Origin of the sequence: Streptomyces sp. NPDC002602 (assembly GCF_042889445.1) — a bacterium.
In the GTDB taxonomy this organism is placed as follows: domain Bacteria; phylum Actinomycetota; class Actinomycetes; order Streptomycetales; family Streptomycetaceae; genus Streptomyces.
Map to the genome: position 1 here is coordinate 92562 of NZ_JBIAQX010000015.1, position 18911 is coordinate 111472.

Genomic DNA, 18911 nt, shown 5'->3' on the forward strand with positions numbered 1-18911 from the left:
AACGAAGGCCCCCGGACAAAGAGGACCGAGCCGAAGAGGGACCGAGGACGCCCGCCCCGGGCGCGGAAGTCCCGCGGAACCGGAACCGGTGCCTCATGGCGTCTTGACCGCACCCCCGCCTGAAAATAGATTTCAGGAGTGAGCGAGAACGTGAAAGAAACTTCCACCGCCGACGCCCCCGCCCCGGTCCGTCCGGTCGACGCCCCTGCCCCCGCCCTCCCGGTCGAGGCCCCCGCCCCGGCCGCCCTCCGCGCCCGCGTCCGCAGCCTCGGACCGCACATGACCCGCTCCATGCAGGCCGTCGCCGAGGCCGTCGCCTCCGACCCCGCCGGCTGCGCCAGGCTCACCGTCTCCGCCCTCGCCGCACACACCGGCACCAGCGAGGCCACCGTCGTACGCACCGCCCGCCTCCTCGGCTACCCCGGCTACCGCGACCTGCGCCTGGCCCTCGCCGCGCTCGCCGCGCAGCAGGAGTCCGGCGCGGCCCCCGCCGTCACCGTGGACATAGCGGTCGACGACCCGATCGCCGACGTCGTCGCGAAGCTCGCGCACGAGGAGGCACAGACCCTCGCCGACACCGCCGCCGGCCTGGACCTCGGGCAGCTCGCCGCGGCCGTCACCGCGCTCGCGACGGCCCGCCGCATCGACGTGTACGGCGTCGGCGCGTCCTCCCTCGTCGGCCAGGACCTCGCGCAGAAACTGCTGCGCATCGGCCTCATCGCCCACGCCCACACCGACCCCCACCTCGCCGTGACCAACGCCGTCCAACTGCGCCCCGGCGACGTCGCCGTCGCCGTCACCCACTCCGGCGCCACCGGCGACGTGATCGAGCCGCTGCGCCGGGCCTTCGAACGCGGCGCGACGACCATCGCCGTCACCGGCCGCCCCGGCGCGCCCGTCGCGCACTACGCCGACCACGTGCTCGCCACCTCCGCCGCCCGCGAGAGCCGGCTGCGCCCGGCGGCCATGTCCAGCCGCACCAGTCAGTTGCTCGTCGTGGACTGCCTGTTCGTCGGGGTCGCGCAGCAGACGTACGCGACCGCGGCGCCCGCCCTGGCCGCCTCCTACGAGGCGCTCGCGCCCCGACACTCCGCCACCGCCCCCACCAGTAGGCGCACCACCCGCTAGGAGCCCCCCGCCCATGACCGCGCACGCCGAACTCCGCGCCCAGCTCGACACCCTGACCACCGAGGCCTTCCGCCCCGAACTGGCCGAGATCGACCGGCTGTCCACCCTTGAGATCGCCCGCGTGATGAACGCCGAGGACGCCGGCGTCCCGGCCGCCGTCGCCGGCCGGTTGGAGCGGATCGCCGCGGCCGTCGACGACATCGCCCCCCGGATGGCCCGCGGTGGCCGGCTGATCTACGCGGGCGCCGGCACCGCCGGCCGGCTGGGCGTCCTCGACGCGAGCGAGTGCCCGCCCACCTTCAACACGGACCCGTCCCAGGTCATCGGCCTGATCGCGGGTGGCCCGTCCGCCATGGTCAAGGCCGTCGAGGGCGCCGAGGACTCCAAGGAACTGGCCGCCGAGGACCTCACCGCCCTCGCCCTGACCGCCGACGACACCGTCGTCGGCATCTCCGCCTCCGGCCGCACCCCGTACGCCGTCGGCGCGGTCGAGTTCGCCCGCGCACGCGGCGCGCTCACCGTCGGACTGTCCTGCAACGCCGGCTCCGTGCTCGCCGCCGCCGCCGAGCACGGCATCGAGGTGGTCGTGGGACCCGAACTGCTCACCGGCTCCACCCGCCTCAAGGCGGGCACCGCGCAGAAGCTCGTACTGAACCTCCTCTCGACCGTGACGATGATCCGTCTCGGGAAGACGTACGGGAACCTCATGGTCGACGTGCGCGCCTCGAACGAGAAGCTGCGCGCCCGCTCCCGCCGCATCGTCGCCCTGGCCACCGGCGCGCCCGACGCGGAGATCGAGGCCGCGCTGACCGCCACCGGCGGCGAGGTCAAGAACGCCGTCCTCGTCATCCTCGGCGGGGTCGACGGCCCCACCGCGGCCGCACTCCTCACCGCCTCCCAGGGCCACCTCCGGGCCGCCCTCACCCAGACCCGCTGACCCCCGGCAGCAAGGCGAACACCACGATGTCCACTGACAAGAACCGCGCCACGGCCGCCGCGATCCTTCCTCTGGTCGGCGGCCCGGACAACATCACCTCCATCGCGCACTGCATGACGCGTCTGCGCATCGGCCTGCGCGACCGTTCCCTGGTCCGCGACGAGGCCCTCAAGGCCGTGCCCGGCGTGATGGGCGTGGTCGAGGACGACACGTACCAGATCGTCCTGGGCCCGGGCACCGTCGCCCGGGTGACGCCCGAGTTCGAGGCGCTGGTGGAGGAGGGCCGCTCGGCGGCCGGCCCGCCCGCCCCCGTGACGGCGGACGAACTGGCCGCGCAGGGCGCGGCGATGAAGGACGCGCGCACCGCGCGGAACTCCACGCCGTTCAAACTGTTCCTGCGCCGGATCGCGAACATCTTCGTCCCGCTGATCCCCGCGCTGATCGGCTGCGGCATCATCGCCGGCCTGAACGGCGTGCTGACGAACGCGGGATGGCTGCCGACGGTCGTCCCGGCCCTGGCGGCCATCGCGTCCGGGTTCATGTCGCTGATCGCGGTGTTCGTCGGCTACAACACCGCGAAGGAGTTCGGCGGCACCGCGATCCTCGGCGGCGCGGTCGCCGCGATCATCGTCTTCCCGGGCGTCGCGAAGATCGACGCGTTCGGCCAGCAGCTCTCCCCCGGCCAGGGCGGTGTGCTCGGCGCGCTCGCGGCGGCCCTGCTCGCCGTCCAGGTGGAGAAGTGGTGCCGCGCATGGGTCCCCGAGGCGCTGGACGTCCTCGTCACCCCGACGCTCACGGTGCTGGTCTCCGGCCTGGTCACCCTCTACGGCCTGATGTTCCTCGCCGGCGAGGTCTCCACCGCGATCGGCTCCTTCGCCAACTGGCTGCTCGCCACCGGCGGCGCCTTCGCGGGCCTCGTCCTCGGCGGGCTCTTCCTGCCGCTGGTGATGCTGGGCCTCCACCAGGCCCTGATCCCGATCCACACCACCCTCATCCAGCAGTCCGGACACACCGTCCTGCTGCCCATCCTCGCCATGGCGGGCGCGGGCCAGGTCGGCGCGGCGATCGCCGTCTACTACCGGCTCCCGCGCAACCGGTCGATCCGCACGACCATCAAGTCGGCGCTCCCGGCCGGCTTCCTGGGCGTCGGCGAGCCGCTGATCTACGGTGTCTCGCTGCCGCTGGGCCGTCCCTTCGTCACCGCCTGCGTGGGCGGCGCGGCCGGCGGGGCCTTCGTGGGCCTCTTCAACCAGCTGGGCTCGTCGTTCGGTTCCACCGCGATCGGCCCGTCCGGCTGGGCCCTGTTCCCGCTGCTCGACGGCGCCGCGGGGATGGGCGCGACCATCGCGATCTACGCCGGCGGGCTGGCCGTCGGCTACCTGGTGGGCTTCGTCGCGACGTACTTCTTCGGCTTCACCCGGCAGATGCTGACCGAGCTGAACACCTCCCCGGAACCCGACACCGAACCGGCGCCCACCCCGCGGGACACCCCGACGCCCGTCCCCGCGCCCACCCACTGACCCGCCCGCACCACCCCCCCGACGGCCGGACCCCGTCCGGGCGGCATCATGGACCGATGATCGAATCGATACCCGCCGTGGTCCCGCCCGGCCGGCTGCGCGGCCTGGCCCAGCCCTCGTTCGAGCTTCCCGGCGGTCTGCGCCTGCGTCCCTGGGAACCCTCGGACGCGCCCGCCCTGACCGCCGCCGGCCTGGACCCGGACATCGTGCACTGGAACCGGACCACCCCCCTGACGGAAGCGGAGGCCGTCACGAAGGTCGCCGTGTTCCGGTCCCGTTGGCAGAACGAGCAGGCCACGATCTGGGCCGTCGCCCCCGAGGACGCCCCGGCGGTCGGCCTGATCGGCATCGGGGACCTCGACCTCGCGGGCGGGAGCGGGGAGATCCTGTACTGGCTGCTGCCCGAGGGCCGCGGCAAGGGGGCCATGATCCCGGCGACGGAACTCGTCGGCCGCTGGGCCTTCGAGGAACTCGGCCTGCACCGCGTGCGCATCACCCACTCCGTGGCCAACCCGGCCTCGTGCCGCGTCGCGACCGGCGCCGGCTTCCCCCTGGAGGGCACCATGCGGGGCGCCCTCCTCCACGCGGACGGCTGGCACGACGAGCACCTGCACGCCCGCCTGCGCACGGACGCCTGAGCCGAAGCCCTGCCGTCAGGGGGTCTCCCCCGACCCCCGACCGACACCGCGAGGACCTAGCCCCGGTACACCCGCAGTTGGGACACCTCGTACGACATCTCCCTGGCCCCGGGGTCGGGCGCCGGGTGGTACCTGCCCGCGCACACCGACAGGTTGACGATCAGGTACGCGCGCCAGGAGCGGCCCACGCCCCGCCCGTCGCTGAAGACGCGGGCTCCGTTGACCCACCAGACGACCGAGTTCCGCCCGAACTCGACCTTCAGGTCGAGCCACGCGCCGGGCCGCACCGACGGGTCCCGGTGGTAGCGGTGCGCGTCCCGGACGTGGTTGGACAGCTCCAGCAGGTCGGGGTTGTCGGGGTGGTACTCGAAGACGTCGATCTCCTGGCCGCCGTCCCGCCAGGTCCAGATGGCGGGCCAGGCACCGCGCTCCGCCGGCAGCTTCACCCGCGCCTCCAGCACGTCGCCGGTGCGCACCATGAAGCCTTCGTCGCTGCCCTCCGTGGTGAGCAGCCCGGCGTCCCAGTTGCCGTCGGGGCGTCGCGTGGCCCGGAAGACGCCACCGCGACTGTAGGAGGGGTCGGAGACGAGGTGGTCGAGCTTGTTGTCGCCCGGATTGACCGGGCCGCCGTTGGGATAGGCCCAGGAGCGGCCGGCGATCCACTGGGTGGGCGAGGCGAAGTCGGCGGTGAAGGCGGGGGCGCGGCGCGGCGAGTACACCGCGGCGCCACCGCCACCGTCCCCCGGGGCGAGGCGGCGGGTCAGGCGCCGCAACCATCCGAACATGTCCGTGTCCATGCCTGTGGCATGCCCATCCGACCTGTACCCGCACACATAAATCTTGCCGAGAGTAATCACATGACTTCATTCGGCAACGACCTGCGCCGGGGTGCGCCGGGGTGCGCCGGCCGGGTTCAGCCCCGCACGGCCTCGATGAACGCGCGGATCAGCTCGGGGGACTTGACCCCGCGCTCCCGTTCCACCCCGCTGGACACGTCCACGCCCCACGCCCCGGTGGTCGCCAGCGCCTCGCGCACGGTGCCCGGGGTCAGCCCGCCCGCCAGGAGCCAGCGGCCCTCGGGTGCGGTGAACTCCGCCGAGCCCCAGTTCCAGGGCTTGCCCGAGCCCGGGTCCGGTGCGTCGATCAGCAGCAGGTCCTCGCCGTACTCCCCCGCGGCGGCGACGGCGGCGGCCGTCGCGCGGATCAGCGTCCGGCCCTCCGCGCGCAGTTCCTCGTAGTACTCGGGCCCCTCGTCGCCGTGCAGTTGTACGGAGCGCACCCCGCTCTCCCGCGTCAGCCGCCCGACCTCCTCCACCGACTGCCCGCGGAACACCCCGACCGTGAGGATCCCGGCCGGCACCCGGGCGGCGAGTTCGCGCGCCGTGGCGACGTCGACCGTACGCGGGCTGCCGGGCGCGAAGACGAACCCGACGGCATCGGCCCCGGCGTCGACGGCGGCGGCGACGTCCCGCGCGGTCCGCAGCCCACAGATCTTGATGAACACGTCAGTCATCCGTCCAGTCAACCACCAGCGGCACTCCCGACGCCCCCGCGTCCGCCCCGCGGAACGCCCGAAGGCGGCACCCCCACGGGGGTGCCGCCTTCGGAACGCGAACGGAACTGCCGATCTGCCGGAGGCGGATCAGAAGTCCATGTCACCGCCCGGCATGCCGCCGCCCGCGGGGGCACCGGCCTTCTCGGGCTTGTCGGCGATGACGGCCTCGGTCGTCAGGAACAGCGCGGCGATCGACGCGGCGTTCTGCAGCGCGGAGCGCGTGACCTTCGCCGGGTCGATGATGCCCTCGGCGATCATGTCGACGTACTCGCCGGTCGCGGCGTTCAGGCCGTGACCGATGGGCAGGTTGCGCACCTTCTCGACGACGACGCCGCCTTCGAGACCACCGTTGACGGCGATCTGCTTCAGCGGGGCCTCCAGGGCCAGGCGCACGGCGTTGGCGCCGGTGGCCTCGTCACCCGTGAGCTCCAGCTTCTCGAAGACCGCGGAGGCCTGGAGGAGGGCCACGCCACCGCCGGCGACGATGCCCTCTTCGACGGCCGCCTTCGCGTTGCGAACGGCGTCCTCGATGCGGTGCTTGCGCTCCTTGAGCTCGACCTCGGTCGCGGCGCCGGCCTTGATGACGGCCACGCCGCCGGCCAGCTTCGCGAGGCGCTCCTGGAGCTTCTCGCGGTCGTAGTCCGAGTCGGAGTTCTCGATCTCGGCGCGGATCTGGTTGACGCGACCCTGGACCTGGTCGCTGTCACCGGCACCGTCGACGATGGTGGTCTCGTCCTTGGTGATGACGACCTTGCGGGCGCGGCCGAGCAGGTCGAGACCGGCGTTCTCCAGCTTGAGGCCGACCTCCTCGGAGATGACCGTGCCGCCCGTGAGGATGGCGATGTCACCGAGCATGGCCTTGCGACGGTCACCGAAGCCCGGGGCCTTGACGGCGACGGACTTGAAGGTGCCGCGGATCTTGTTGACGACCAGGGTCGACAGGGCCTCGCCCTCGACGTCCTCGGCGATGATCAGCAGCGGCTTGCCGGACTGCATGACCTTCTCCAGGAGCGGCAGCAGGTCCTTGACCGAGCCGATCTTGGAGTTGACGATCAGGATGTACGGGTCGTCGAGGGACGACTCCATGCGCTCCATGTCGGTGGCGAAGTACGCCGAGATGTAGCCCTTGTCGAAGCGCATGCCCTCGGTGAGCTCGAGCTCCAGACCGAAGGTCTGCGACTCCTCGACGGTGATGACGCCTTCCTTGCCGACCTTGTCCATCGCCTCGGCGATGAGCTCGCCGATCTGGGTGTCGGCGGCGGAGATGGAGGCCGTGGAGGCGATCTGCTCCTTGGTCTCGACGTCCTTGGCCTGCGAGAGCAGGGCGGCGGAGACGGCCTCGACGGCCTTCTCGATGCCACGCTTGAGGGCCATCGGGTTGGCGCCGGCGGCCACGTTGCGCAGACCCTCGCGTACGAGAGCCTGGGCGAGCACGGTGGCGGTGGTCGTACCGTCGCCGGCGACGTCGTCCGTCTTCTTGGCGACTTCCTTGACCAGCTCGGCGCCGATCTTCTCGTACGGGTCCTCGAGCTCGATCTCCTTGGCGATGGAGACACCATCGTTGGTGATCGTGGGGGCGCCCCACTTCTTCTCAAGGACGACGTTGCGACCCTTGGGGCCAAGGGTGACCTTGACGGCGTCGGCGAGCTGGTTCATCCCACGCTCGAGACCGCGCCGGGCCTCCTCGTTGAACGCAATGATCTTGGCCATCTGAAGTGGTCCTCCCGGACAGGGGTGGATTGCTCCGGACCGCGCCCGCGCCCGCGACGGACGGCCAGCGAGCCCGGCGGTTCCTTCCCGCCGGACCCTGCGAGCCTCACCGGCCCGGTCCTCGTTGAGTAGCACTCTCACCTGGAGAGTGCTAACGCCAATGATTAGCACTCGACCCCCGCGAGTGCAAGCGGCTTCGGGCAACACCCCGCGAACGCGCCGGTCGGACGGGGTCACGCACGAGGGGCCCACATCCCTTGTCCAGGATGTGGGCCCCTCGTTGTCTGTACGTCGGTGGTCGATCGCGCCGGGACTAGCCGAGTGCGAGCTTGACCATGTCCGCCTGCGGACCCTTCTGGCCCTGCGAGATCTCGAACTCGACCCGCTGACCCTCTTCAAGGGTGCGGTACCCGTCCATCTGGATGGCGCTGTAGTGGACGAACACATCCGCACCACCGTCGACCGCGATGAAGCCGTAGCCCTTCTCCGCGTTGAACCACTTGACGGTGCCCTGAGCCATGCCTAACTCCCCTATTACTGGCCCTTGCGCAGGACCGCACTTCGCGGACCCGGGTCAGAACTTGCGCCGGAACGCCTCGACCGCGGCTGAATGTATCCGCACCAGTGCTGTGTGCAACAGGTCATTCCGACGAGAATTCAGGACACGAGGAAACATTGAAATAGAGTGAAAATTTGGCATATGGCCGGGCAACTCGGGCCTGACATTCGGCACCAAAGACCCATAGCGCGCTTGCATGTTGACTCAATGTCAACCATCCGGCGGCCCGCTCATATGCGGCGGGCAAGTACGGCGGAGGGGACTTCCCCAACTCTACCGCGCCCAATCAACCAGAATTGCCCCCTCCGCTTATCGGCGGAGGGGGCAATTCTGTTTGCTCTTCGTCGACGGACGACGCTCGGCGGAAGTGCCCGCGGAAGTGCCCGCGGAAGTCCCGGCGGAAGTCCGTCGTGGAAGTCCGGGACGGGTCAGCAGCCGCCCGCGACCGCCGGAATGATCGAGATGCCGGCGCCGTCGGGCGTCGCCGTCTGCAGCCCGCCCTCGAAGCGCACGTCGTCGTCGTTGACATAGACGTTCACGAAGCGGCGCAGCTTGCCCTGGTCGTCCAGGACGCGGGCGGCGATGCCCGGGTGGCTCTTCTCCAGGGACTCGATGACCTCGGAGAGGGTCGCGCCCTCGGCGGACACCTCGGCCCGGCCGCCGGTGTAGGTGCGCAGGATGGTGGGGATGCGGACGTTGACGCTCATGGCGCTACTGCCTTTCCGGAGTACGGGGGGAGGGTCAGGCCAGGCCGGCGGCGCGGAACGCGTCCAGGCTCGGGCGGATGGTGGCGGTCTGCCCGCTGTCCGCGGCCACCGCCTCCAGGGTCTTGAGACCGTCACCCGTGTTCAGGATGACCGTGGTCAGCGCGGGGTCGAGCTGCCCGTTGTCGATGAGCTTCTTCGTCACGCCGACGGTCACGCCGCCCGCGGTCTCGGCGAAGATGCCCTCGGTCTGCGCGAGGATCTTGATGGCCTCGACGACCTGCTCGTCGTTGACGTCCTCGACGTAGCCGCCGGTGCGGCGGGCGATGTCCAGGACGTACGGGCCGTCCGCCGGGTTGCCGATGGCGAGGGACTTGGCGATGGTGTTCGGCTTCTGCGGGCGGACCACCTCGTGGCCGGCCTTGAAGGCGGTGGAGACGGGCGAGCAGCCCTCGGCCTGGGCGCCGAAGATCTTGTACGGCCTGTCCTCGACGAGGCCGAGCCTGATCAGCTCCTGGAGGCCCTTGTCGATCTTCGTCAGCTGCGAGCCGGACGCGATCGGGATGACGATCTGGTCGGGCAGCTCCCAGCCGAGCTGCTCGCAGATCTCGTACGCGAGGGTCTTGGAGCCCTCGCCGTAGTACGGGCGCAGGTTGACGTTGACGAAGCCCCAGCCCTCGCCGAGCGGGTCGCCGATGAGCTCGGAGCAGAAGCGGTTGACGTCGTCGTAGTTGCCCTCGATGCCGACCAGGTCGCCGCCGTAGACGCCGGCCATGACGACCTTGCCCTGCTCCAGGTCGTGCGGGATGAACACGCAGGACCGGAAGCCGGCGCGGGCGGCAGCGGCGCCGACGGCTCCGGCCAGGTTGCCCGTGGAGGAGCAGGAGAGGGTGGTGAAGCCGAAGGCGCGGGCGGCCTCGACGGCGATGGCGACGACGCGGTCCTTGAAGGAGTGCGTCGGGTTGCCGGAGTCGTCCTTGACGTAGAGCTTGCCGGTGACGCCCAGCTCCTTGGCCAGGTTCTCGGCGTCCACGAGCTTGGTGAAACCGGGGTTCAGGCTCGGCTTGGAGGCCACGTCGGCCGGGACGGGCAGCAGCGGCGCGTAGCGCCAGATGTTGTTCGGGCCGGCCTCGATCGCGGCGCGCAGCGCCTCGGGGTCACCGGTCGGCAGGTCGTAGGCGACTTCGAGCGGTCCGAAACACTCGGCGCAGGCGAAGATCGGACCGAGTTCGAAGCGGGTGGCGCACTCGCGGCAGGAAAGGCCGGTGGCGGGTCCGAGATCTACGGTTTCGGCAGAGGTTGCGACGGTCTGTGCAGCCATGATGGCGAGGCCCTTTCTCCTCATCTTCCCCATGGCGCACTTCGCCATGAGACGGAATTGGCACCTTCCCTAGCCGGGGACCTCGCTGACGCAGCGGATGTGCGTGATCGCGAGACCGACTGGAGGGTTGCCGGGGCTTCAACGGGCCGTGTCCCTCTGCCCCTCTGGATGAGCGGTATGGCACCGGGTGACGCACTCCATGGCGGGCCCGGGCGTTTGTACACGCGGGACCCCCGGCATGCGGTGGTCCATCGCGTTGTTCAAGACTGTAACCGAAGCCCCGGGCGGTTGAGACAGCCGTCCGAACGGCGAGATGGATCACATTTCGCCCGAAACCGCCGACGCTCGATCGACCCATCAGGGAGTGCCGAAAGTGCTGGAAGAGGTGGAGCGCTGGCTGGCCGAGCGCTCCTGGTCCGCTGCCGATCGACCGCTCGACCGGCTGCTCGACCGGAAACGGGCGGCGGGCACCACGGTCAGTGTGGTGCTGCCCGCGCTCGACGAGGAGGCCACGGTCGGCGAGATCGTCGAGGTGATCCGCCGCGAGCTGATCGAGGGGCCGGGGACGCCGTTGGTGGACGAGCTGGTGGTCGTCGACTCGGGCTCCCGCGACCGGACGGCCGAGGTGGCCGCGAAGGCCGGTGCCCGCGTGGTGCACCGCGACGAGATCCTGCCGCGGCTGCCGGCCCTGCCCGGCAAGGGCGAGGTGCTGTGGCGCTCGCTGCTGGCCACGACCGGCGACGTCGTCTGCTTCGTGGACGCCGACCTGCGCGACTTCTCGGCCTCCTTCGTGTCCGGGATCGTCGGTCCGCTGCTGACCGACCCCGAGGTGCAGTTCGTGAAGGCGATGTACGACCGCCCGCTGGGCGACGCGCCGGGGCAGGGCGGCCGGGTGACCGAGCTGGTGGCCCGCCCACTGCTCAACCTGCACTGGCCGCGGTTGGCGGGCTTCGTCCAGCCGCTGGGCGGCGAGTACGCGGTGCGCCGGTCGCTGCTGGAGCGGCTGCCGTTCCCCGTCGGCTACGGCGTCGAGCTGGGGCTGCTGGTGGACGCGCTGCACACGGTCGGACTGGACGCGCTGGCCCAGGTGGACGTCGGGGTACGACTGCATCGGCACCAGGACGGTCAGGCGCTCGGCCGGATGGCCGCGGCGATCTACCGGACGGCGCAACTGCGTCTGTCGCGCGGGCACCTCGCGCGGCCGGAGCTGACGCAGTTCGAGCGGGGCCCGGACGGCTTCGTGCCGCGGACGTACGCCGTCGACACCGAGGAACGGCCGCCGATGATCGAGGTCAAGGAGTACGCGGGCCGCCGGGTGGCGTGACGAACCGGACGTTTGAGCGGGTTCCGGTCGGGCTAGGTTCGGCGCATGGCTTCTCAGGTACTCGTCGCCGCGAATCGCGGCCCGCTCTCGTACTCCCTCGCCGACGACGGCACCCTCGACACCCGGCGCGGCGGGGGCGGTCTGGTCTCCGGGCTCTCCGCCGCCCTCGCGGAGCAGCCGGAGACGGTGTGGATCTGCGCGGCGCTGTCCGACGCGGACCGGGAGGCGGTGCGCCGGGGCGTGTCCGAGCCCGGGGTCCGGATGCTGGACATCGATCCGGCGGTGTACGACGACGCGTACAACGGCATCGCGAACTCGGTGCTCTGGTTCACCCACCACCACCTGTACGACATCCCGCGCGAGCCGGCCTTCGACGCCGAGTTCCGGCGGCTCTGGGAGTCGTACGGCGCCTACAACCGGGCCTTCGCGGAAGCGCTCGCCGAGGAGGCCGGCGAGGGCGCGTCGGTGCTGGTGCAGGACTATCACCTGGCGCTGGTGCCGGGCATGCTGCGGGTCCTGCGGCCGGACCTGCGGATCGCGCACTTCACGCACACCCCGTGGGCCTCGCCGGACTCCCTGCGGATCCTCCCGCAGTACGTGGTCGAGGAGCTGTCCTGGGGCATGCTCGGCGCCGACCTGCTCGGCTTCCACACCCAGGAGTGGGCGGCGGCGTTCCTGGGGGCCATGGACCTGGACGACGCGTGGGGCCTGGCACAGGTGCACGGCACGAGGGTCGAGCACCGCCGGTACTCGATCTGGCCGCAGCGGAGCACCGAGGTGGCGGTCTTCGGGTTGGGCGTGGACGGCGAGGAGCTGCGGGCGCTGGCCCACCGTCCGGAGGTGGACGAGAAGCTGGCGGCGCTGCGCGCGGAGGTCGGCGACCTCAAGACGATCGTGCGGGTGGACCGCACGGAGCTGTCGAAGAACATCCTGCGCGGCCTGCTGGCCTACCGGGAGCTGCTCACCACCCGCCCCGAGTGGGTGGGCCAGGTGGTGCACCTGGCGTCGGCGTACCCCTCGCGGCAGGACCTCGCGGTGTACCGGTCGTACACGGAGGCGGTCGCCGAGCTGGCCGCGGAGATCAACGCGGAGTTCGGCACGGAGGACTGGACGCCGGTGCTGGTGTCGGTGGAGGACGACTTCGCGCGTTCCCTGGCGGCCTACCGGCTGGCGGACGTGGCGCTGGTCAACCCGGTGCGGGACGGCATGAACCTGGTGGCGAAGGAGATCCCGGTGGTCTCGGAGCGGGGTGTCGCCCTGGTGCTGTCCACGGGTGCGGGGGCGTTCGGGGAGCTGGGCGACGACGCGCTGACGGTGAATCCGTTCGACGTGACACAGACGGCGCAGGCGCTGCACCTGGCGCTGACGATGCCGAGGTCGGAGCGGACGGAGCGCACCAAGCGGCTGGCCGCCGCCGCGACTTCCCTGCCCCCGGCCCGCTGGTTCCGCGCCCAGTTGGACACCCTGCGGGACGCGTGAGCGGGCGGCGGCCGGCGGGGGTTCCCGCCGGCCGCCGGGGTCGTCAGGCGCGCAGGGTCGCGGCCAGCGTCGCGAGGAGGGCGGCGACCTGTCCGGGGCCGGGGAGGACGAGGTCGGCGCGGGAGGCGAGTTCGGGCACCTCGGAGCCGCTGGCGACGAGCAGCCCCGGCAGTCCGTCGGCGCGGCGCTTCTCGACGGCGGCGTAGGCGGCGAGGTCCCCGAGGTCGTCCCCGGCGTACAGCACCGCCTCGGCGCCCACCTCCGCGAGGTACTCGGTGAGGGCGACGCCCTTGTCCATGCCGGGCGGTCGCAGCTCCAGCACGGCCCGGCCCGGCTCGACCATCAGCCCGTGTCGGGCCGCGAGGTCGGCGAGGGGCTCGCGGAGCGCGGCGAAGGCCGCTTCCGGGTCGGCGGCCCTGCGGGTGTGGACGGCCAGCGCCTGGCCCTTCTCCTCGATCCAGGTGCCGCGCCAGGCCCCGATGGACTCCAGGAAGCCCGGGAGTTCGGCGCGCACGGCCGCCACCCCGGGGTGTTCGGCGGGCGCGTGCACGATGCCGGTGACGGCGTCCCACCGTTCGGCCCCGTAGTGCCCGAGCACCACCAGGTGCTCCAGTCCCGGGACGCCGGCGAACCCGCCGTAGCGGACGGCGACCCCGGCGGGCCGGCCGGTGACGACGGCGACGGCGGCCACCTCGGGGGCGAGCGCGGCCAGCGCCGGTACGGCGTCCGGGTGGGCGCGGGCCTGGTCGGGGTCGGGAACGATGTCGGCGAGGGTGCCGTCGAAGTCGAGGGCGACGACGGACCGGCGCGGGGCGCGGAGCAGGGCTTCGAGTCCCTCGCGTCCGGCGGCTGTGGCGGGCACGGGCATCGGCAGATCGTGCGGGTGGCTCCCCATGGGCACGACCCTAACGGTCCGGTCGTGGGACGGCTATCGCCGGGCCCGCTGCGCTTCGCGGATCCTGCGGAGTCGGTTGACCGTGCCGGGGGCGTGCTCCAGTGCCCGCGGATCGTCCATCAGGGCGTTGAGCAGTTGGTAGTACCGGACGGGGGTCATGCCCAGCCCTTCGCGAATGGCCCGCTCCTTGGCGCCGGGCCCCGACCAGGTACGTCCCTCGTACGCGAGCACGGCGGCCTCGGTGGCCGTCAACCGCCCGTCGTCCGTCATACGGCCAGATTAACGCCGGCCACCGACACCGCCCCGGCGGCCCCGGGGCGGTGCGGCGCGGGCGTCACTGGTCCCCGTCCGCCTTCCGCGCGGACTGGGCGATCTCGCCGAGGACCTTCTCGGGGTTGCCGCCGGGCTTGACGGTCGAGCCGATGTTCTTCTTCACGTCCTCGCTGACGCCCGCCCAGGACTTCTTGCCGACCGGGTACAGCTTCGAGGTGGGCAGGGCCGCCAGGAAGGTCCTCAGTTGCGGGGCGGAGCCGCCGGTGGCGTTCTGCATGGCCCGGAAGCCGCTGGTGGTGACGGGCAGCAGGCCGTACTGCTCGGTGAAGGCGGTCACGTTGTCGGCCTGGTACAGGAAGTCGAGGAACTGCCCGGACTCCTTCTGGTGGCCGTTCTTGAAGGCCATCACCCAGTCGGCGACGCCCATGGCGGAGTGCTCGGTGCCGTCGACCGTGGGCATGGGCACCATGCCGAACTTGAGGCCCTTCGCGGCGGCCTGCTTGATCAGCGTGGGGTGGCCGTTGAGCATGCCGACCTCGCCTCGGGTGAAGGCGTCGAAGGCGCCCTGGCGGTCGTACTTGCCCGGCTCCACGGATCCGGTCAGGCCCTGGCCGACCAGCTTGTCGCGCAGGAACTCCAGCGTCTTGACGTTCTCCGCGGAGTCGATGGAGTAGTTCTCCTCGTTGTCGGTGTAACCGCCACCGCCCGCGAGGAGCCAGTTCATCGTCTCGGCCTGGGCCTCCTCGCGGCCGAGCGGCAGCGCGAAGGGGGTGGGGACGCCGTTGCCCTTGAGCTTCTTGGCGGCCGCCTCCAGCTCCGCCCAGCTCTTCGGCTGCCAGCCGCCCTTGGCGTCCTTCGCCAGCACGCCCGCGTCCGTGAGCATCTTCTCGTTGTAGAAGAGCAGTCGGGTGCTGGCCACGAAGGGCAGGCCGTACTGGGTGCGCTTGTGCTTGCCGGCGTCGGCGAGCGGGGCGAGGAAGTCGGCCTCGGTCTGCACGGAGAGCAGCTCGTCGGCGGTGTAGAGCTTGTCCGCCTCGGCGTAGTCGGCGTAGGCGCCGATCTGGGCGATGTCGGGGGCCTTGTTCGCCTTGACCATCTCGGCGACCTTCGCGTCGACCTCGGTCCAGGAGTAGACGCTGACCTCGACCTTGATGCCCGGGTGGTCCTTCTGGAACTTCTCGGCGAGGCCCTTCCAGTAGCCGGTCGAGGAGTTCTGCGGATTGTCGCCGTAGTCGGCCGCCACGACCCGGAGGGTCACCTCGTTGTCCCCGGTGAGCGCCGACACGGATCCGCAACCGGTCAGCGTCGTGGTCAGGCACAGCGCGGCCCCGGTCGCGGCCAGGCTCAGGTAACGGCCCTTCACAGTTCTCGATCCACCCCTTGTTGTACGTACGATTCGACGTAAGGTCTACACCACTTTGGCGACGCGTCCACATCCTGGAGCGCCCCGGGCCCGGACCGTGTCCGGACTGTTGCCGGACCAGGGTCCCGATTTTGTATGGCCGCTCAACAATCCTCCCCATTGGACTAGACCTTTGCCTCCCAAGCGCGCGAGACTGTCTCTGTGAAACCCGTGAAACACGTCATCGCCCTCGATGTGGGCGGCACCGGGATGAAGGCCGCCCTCGTCGCCGAGGACGGCACCCTGCTGCACGAGGCGCGCCGCGCCACCGGCCGCGAGCGGGGCCCCGAAGCCGTCGTCGAGACGATCCTGGACTTCGCCCGCGAACTCCTCGACCTGGGCCGTACCCGCTTCGCCACGGCCGCCTCGGCCGCCGGCGTGGCCGTGCCCGGCATCGTCGACGCCGAGAACGGGATCGCCGTCTACGCGGCGAACCTGGGCTGGCGCGACGTACCCCTGCGCGCGCTCCTCGGCAGACGCCTCGGCGGCATCCCCGTGGCCCTCGGCCACGACGTGCGCACGGGCGGACTCGCGGAGGGCCGCATCGGCGCGGGCAGGGGCGCGGACCGGTTCCTCTTCGTCCCCCTCGGCACCGGCATCGCCGGCGCCATCGGCATCGCCGGCCGCATCGAGGCCGGCGCGCACGGCTACGCCGGCGAGATCGGTCACATCGTGGTCCGCCCCGGCGGACCCGCCTGCGGCTGCGGCCAACACGGCTGCCTGGAGACCCTCGCCTCCGCCTCCGCCGTCAGCCGCGCCTGGGCCGCCGCCTCCGGCGACCCCGAAGCCGACGCGGCCGACTGCGCCAAGGCCGTCGCCTCCGGCGACGCACGCGCCCGAGTGGTGTGGCAGACCGCCATCAGCGCCCTCGCCGACGGCCTGGTCACCGCGATCACCCTGCTGGACCCCCGCACGCTGATCATCGGTGGCGGGCTCGCCGAGGCGGGGGAAACCTTGTTCACACCACTACGGACGGCCGTGGAGGAGCGCGTGACGTTCCAGCGGCTGCCCGAGATCGTTCCGGCGGCCCTCGGGGACACCGCCGGATGCCTGGGCGCAGGGCTGCTCGCCTGGGACCTACTCGCCACGGAGGTACCTGCCTGATGTCCGGAAGCGCGCACAGCACTGTTCTCTCCGGCGCCAAGGTGGTGCTGCCCACCGGGATCGTGGCGGGCGGTCGCGTCATCGTCGACGGCGAGCGCGTCGCGGGCAGTGCCCGCGAGGACACCCGCGTCGTGGACCTGACCGGACACTGGATCGTCCCGGGCTTCGTGGACATGCACAATCACGGCGGGGGCGGCGCCTCCTTCACCTCCGGCACCGCCGAGGAGGTCCTCCGGGGGGTACGCACCCACCGCGAGCACGGCACCACCACGGTCATCGCCTCCACCGTCACCGGGGACCTCGACGAGCTGGCCCGACGCGCGGGCCTGCTCGCCGAACTGACGCAGCAGGGCGAGATCGCGGGCATCCACTTCGAGGGGCCCTTCATCAACCCCTGCCGCAAGGGCGCGCACAAGGAGGACCTGCTCCGCGACCCCGACCCGGCCGAGGTCCGCAAGCTGATCGACGCCTCGCACGGCACCGCCCGGATGTTCACCCTGGCCACCGAGCTGCCGGGCGGGCTGGACTCCGTACGGCTGTTGGCCGAGCACGGGGTCATCGCGGCGATCGGCCACACCGACTCCACGTACGAGCAGACGCGCCAGGCCATCGACGCGGGAGCGACCGTGGCCACCCACCTCTACAACGCCATGCCCGGCCTGGAGCACCGCTCCCCCGGGCCGATCGCGGCGTTGCTGGAGGACGAGCGGGTCACCGTCGAGCTGATCAACGACGGCACGCACCTGCACCCCGCCATGCTGGAACTGGCCTTCCACCACGCGGGCGCCCACCGCGTCGCGCTGATCACCGACGCGATGGACGCGGCCGGGTTCGGCGACGGCACCTACCACCTCGGACCGCTGGAGGTCGAGGTCAAGGAGGGTGTGGCCCGCCTCGTCGAAGGCGGCTCCATCGCCGGTTCCACCCTGACCCTGGACACCGCCTTCAAGCGGTCGGTGACCGTGGACAAGCTCCCCGTCGAGTCCGTCGTCCAGGCGATCTCCGCGAACCCGGCCAAGCTCCTCGGCCTGTACGACGAGGTCGGCTCGCTGGAAGCCGGCAAGTACGCCGACCTGGTCGTCCTGGACGCGGAGTTCGAGGTCAGGGGAGTCATGCGGCGCGGCGAATGGATCGTCAGCCCGGTTTCCTGAGCGCCGGATCGGCGGCGGGGACGGGGCGGTCGGCCGGCGGGACTGGGCGGGCCGCCTTCCGTTTGGCATGATCCCGGCATCCACCGAGACCGGGGCCTGCCATGATCCTCACCGTGACGCTCAACACCGCACTCGACGTCACCTACCGGGTGCCGCGACTGCACCCGCACACCTCGCACCGGGTCACCGGCGCCCGCGAACGCCCCGGCGGCAAGGGCCTCAACGTGGCCCGCGTCCTCGCGGCCCTCGGCCACGAGGTCACCGCCACCGGCTTCGCGGGCGGGTCGGTGGGCGCGGTCCTGCGCGACCTCCTCGCGGACTCGCCCGGCGTGGTGGACGCCCTGGTCCCCTGCGCCGGCGACACCCGCCGCACCCTGGCCGTCGTCGACGAAACCTCGGGCGACACCACCCAGTTCAACGAACCGGGCCCGCACATCACCCCCGCCGAGTGGACCGGGTTCCTGTCCCGCTACGGCGAACTCCTCGCCGGCGCCCGGGCGGTCGCCCTGTGCGGCAGCCTGCCGCCCGGCGTACCGGTCGGCTCCTACGCGCTGCTCATACGGACGGCCCGCGCCGCCGGGGTCCCCGTCCTGCTCGACACCGGCGGCGAGGCCCTGCGCCGGGGCATCGCCGCCCGCCCCGAAATGATCAAACCGAACGCGGCCGAACTCGCCGAACTCACCGGCTCCCGCGACCCGCTGCCCGCCACCCGCGACGCCCGCCGGCGCGGCGCCCACGCCGTGGTCACCTCGCTCGGCCCGGGCGGACTCCTCGCCGACACCGCCGACGGCACCTGGCGTGCGACCCCGCCCCGCGTGCTCGGCGGCAACCCCACCGGGGCCGGCGACTCCGCGGTCGCGGGCCTGCTGTCGGGCCTGGTGGAGGGACTGGCCTGGCCGGAGCGGCTGACCCGCGCCGTCGCCCTCTCGGCGGCCACCGTCCACGCACCGGCGGCGGGCGAGTTCGACGCGCGCACCTACGAGGAGTTCCGCGACGCCGTCGCCGTCACCGGCGCCGCCCCGACCGGCTCGCCGGACGCCCATCGGGGGACGCGCCCCCACAACCCCCGTGTCGGACGCCGGGCCTGAGGGTCCGACGCGCGGCCGGAAGACGAACGGGCGGGGCGCACCACTCACGTGGTGCGCCCCGCCCGTTTCGTTCAGCCTGTTTCCGGCCCGTCCGTTCGGCCCGTCCGTTCGGCCCGCCCGTTC

General features: G+C 71.9%; 18 protein-coding genes and 1 riboswitch. Of the genes, 9 read left to right on the forward strand and 9 right to left on the reverse strand.

What is annotated here, in order from left to right; all coding sequences use genetic code 11:
• The first annotated feature begins 138 nt into the window (after window positions 1-138).
• Genes ACFYW3_RS30140 through ACFYW3_RS30155 form a run of 4 tightly spaced genes read left to right on the forward strand, consistent with a single transcriptional unit; the run spans window position 139 to window position 4223 of the window.
• Complete coding sequence (locus ACFYW3_RS30140) at window positions 139-1128, forward strand: MurR/RpiR family transcriptional regulator (protein ID WP_389387929.1); 990 nt, start codon at window positions 139-141, stop codon at window positions 1126-1128.
• A gap of 13 nt (window positions 1129-1141) precedes the next feature.
• Window positions 1142-2065, forward strand: a complete 924-nt coding sequence (murQ, locus tag ACFYW3_RS30145) for an N-acetylmuramic acid 6-phosphate etherase (protein ID WP_351750252.1) — start codon at window positions 1142-1144, stop codon at window positions 2063-2065.
• 26 nt (window positions 2066-2091) lie between these two features.
• Complete coding sequence (locus ACFYW3_RS30150) at window positions 2092-3585, forward strand: PTS transporter subunit EIIC (protein WP_389387930.1); 1494 nt, start codon at window positions 2092-2094, stop codon at window positions 3583-3585.
• A 56-nt stretch (window positions 3586-3641) separates the two neighbouring features.
• Window positions 3642-4223, forward strand: coding sequence for a GNAT family N-acetyltransferase (locus ACFYW3_RS30155; RefSeq protein ID WP_351750250.1), 582 nt, complete (start codon window positions 3642-3644; stop codon window positions 4221-4223).
• 56 nt (window positions 4224-4279) lie between these two features.
• Here ACFYW3_RS30155 and ACFYW3_RS30160 read toward each other — a convergent pair whose 3' ends face one another.
• The 6 genes from ACFYW3_RS30160 to thrC form a co-directional block, all read right to left on the reverse strand.
• A complete protein-coding gene (locus tag ACFYW3_RS30160) occupies window positions 4280-5020 on the reverse strand; it encodes a family 16 glycosylhydrolase (protein WP_107089262.1) in 741 nt (246 codons plus the stop codon).
• 116 nt (window positions 5021-5136) lie between these two features.
• The gene (locus ACFYW3_RS30165) at window positions 5137-5736 is read right to left on the reverse strand and encodes a phosphoribosylanthranilate isomerase (RefSeq protein ID WP_389387931.1); all 600 of its coding nucleotides are present in this window, start codon (window positions 5734-5736) and stop codon (window positions 5137-5139) included.
• Window positions 5737-5865: 129 nt separating this feature from the next.
• Window positions 5866-7488: a chaperonin GroEL gene (groL, locus tag ACFYW3_RS30170; RefSeq protein ID WP_053681120.1), complete on the reverse strand. Its 1623-nt coding sequence runs from the start codon at window positions 7486-7488 to the stop codon at window positions 5866-5868.
• A gap of 313 nt (window positions 7489-7801) precedes the next feature.
• Window positions 7802-8008, reverse strand: coding sequence for a cold-shock protein (locus tag ACFYW3_RS30175; protein WP_030009783.1), 207 nt, complete (start codon window positions 8006-8008; stop codon window positions 7802-7804).
• A gap of 467 nt (window positions 8009-8475) precedes the next feature.
• A complete protein-coding gene (locus ACFYW3_RS30180) occupies window positions 8476-8754 on the reverse strand; it encodes a ubiquitin-like small modifier protein 1 (RefSeq protein WP_351750248.1) in 279 nt (92 codons plus the stop codon).
• Between the two features lie 34 nt (window positions 8755-8788).
• Complete coding sequence (thrC, locus tag ACFYW3_RS30185; RefSeq protein ID WP_351750247.1) at window positions 8789-10072, reverse strand: threonine synthase; 1284 nt, start codon at window positions 10070-10072, stop codon at window positions 8789-8791.
• Between the two features lie 17 nt (window positions 10073-10089).
• Window positions 10090-10247, reverse strand: a riboswitch (SAM riboswitch).
• A 198-nt stretch (window positions 10248-10445) separates the two neighbouring features.
• On the opposite strand from thrC, the gene ACFYW3_RS30190 reads away from it, so the two are divergent.
• Both ACFYW3_RS30190 and ACFYW3_RS30195 read left to right on the forward strand, forming a co-directional pair.
• Window positions 10446-11396 carry a glucosyl-3-phosphoglycerate synthase gene (locus tag ACFYW3_RS30190; protein ID WP_389387932.1) on the forward strand — a complete coding sequence of 317 codons (951 nt, stop codon included), beginning with the start codon at window positions 10446-10448 and terminating at the stop codon, window positions 11394-11396.
• Between the two features lie 45 nt (window positions 11397-11441).
• Window positions 11442-12875 carry a trehalose-6-phosphate synthase gene (locus ACFYW3_RS30195; protein ID WP_351750245.1) on the forward strand — a complete coding sequence of 478 codons (1434 nt, stop codon included), beginning with the start codon at window positions 11442-11444 and terminating at the stop codon, window positions 12873-12875.
• Window positions 12876-12918: 43 nt separating this feature from the next.
• Here the strand turns inward: ACFYW3_RS30195 and otsB are convergent, their stop codons facing one another.
• The 3 genes from otsB to ACFYW3_RS30210 form a co-directional block, all read right to left on the reverse strand.
• A complete protein-coding gene (otsB, locus tag ACFYW3_RS30200) occupies window positions 12919-13770 on the reverse strand; it encodes a trehalose-phosphatase (RefSeq protein WP_053681128.1) in 852 nt (283 codons plus the stop codon).
• Window positions 13771-13803: 33 nt separating this feature from the next.
• A complete protein-coding gene (locus ACFYW3_RS30205) occupies window positions 13804-14040 on the reverse strand; it encodes a DUF3263 domain-containing protein (RefSeq protein ID WP_351750244.1) in 237 nt (78 codons plus the stop codon).
• Window positions 14041-14104: 64 nt separating this feature from the next.
• Complete coding sequence (locus ACFYW3_RS30210; RefSeq protein WP_351750243.1) at window positions 14105-15406, reverse strand: extracellular solute-binding protein; 1302 nt, start codon at window positions 15404-15406, stop codon at window positions 14105-14107.
• 210 nt (window positions 15407-15616) lie between these two features.
• Between ACFYW3_RS30210 and ACFYW3_RS30215 the strand changes: the two genes are divergently transcribed.
• The 3 genes from ACFYW3_RS30215 to ACFYW3_RS30225 all read left to right on the forward strand — a co-directional run bounded on the left by ACFYW3_RS30215 (window position 15617) and on the right by ACFYW3_RS30225 (window position 18788).
• Window positions 15617-16549: an ROK family protein gene (locus tag ACFYW3_RS30215; RefSeq protein ID WP_389387972.1), complete on the forward strand. Its 933-nt coding sequence runs from the start codon at window positions 15617-15619 to the stop codon at window positions 16547-16549.
• Window positions 16549-17700 (forward strand): N-acetylglucosamine-6-phosphate deacetylase, encoded by a 1152-nt coding sequence (nagA, locus tag ACFYW3_RS30220; RefSeq protein WP_351750242.1) that lies wholly within the window; start codon window positions 16549-16551, stop codon window positions 17698-17700. The genes ACFYW3_RS30215 and nagA overlap by 1 nt, the downstream gene beginning before the upstream one ends.
• A gap of 101 nt (window positions 17701-17801) precedes the next feature.
• Complete coding sequence (locus ACFYW3_RS30225; protein ID WP_389387933.1) at window positions 17802-18788, forward strand: 1-phosphofructokinase family hexose kinase; 987 nt, start codon at window positions 17802-17804, stop codon at window positions 18786-18788.
• Window positions 18789-18911 lie beyond the last annotated feature (123 nt).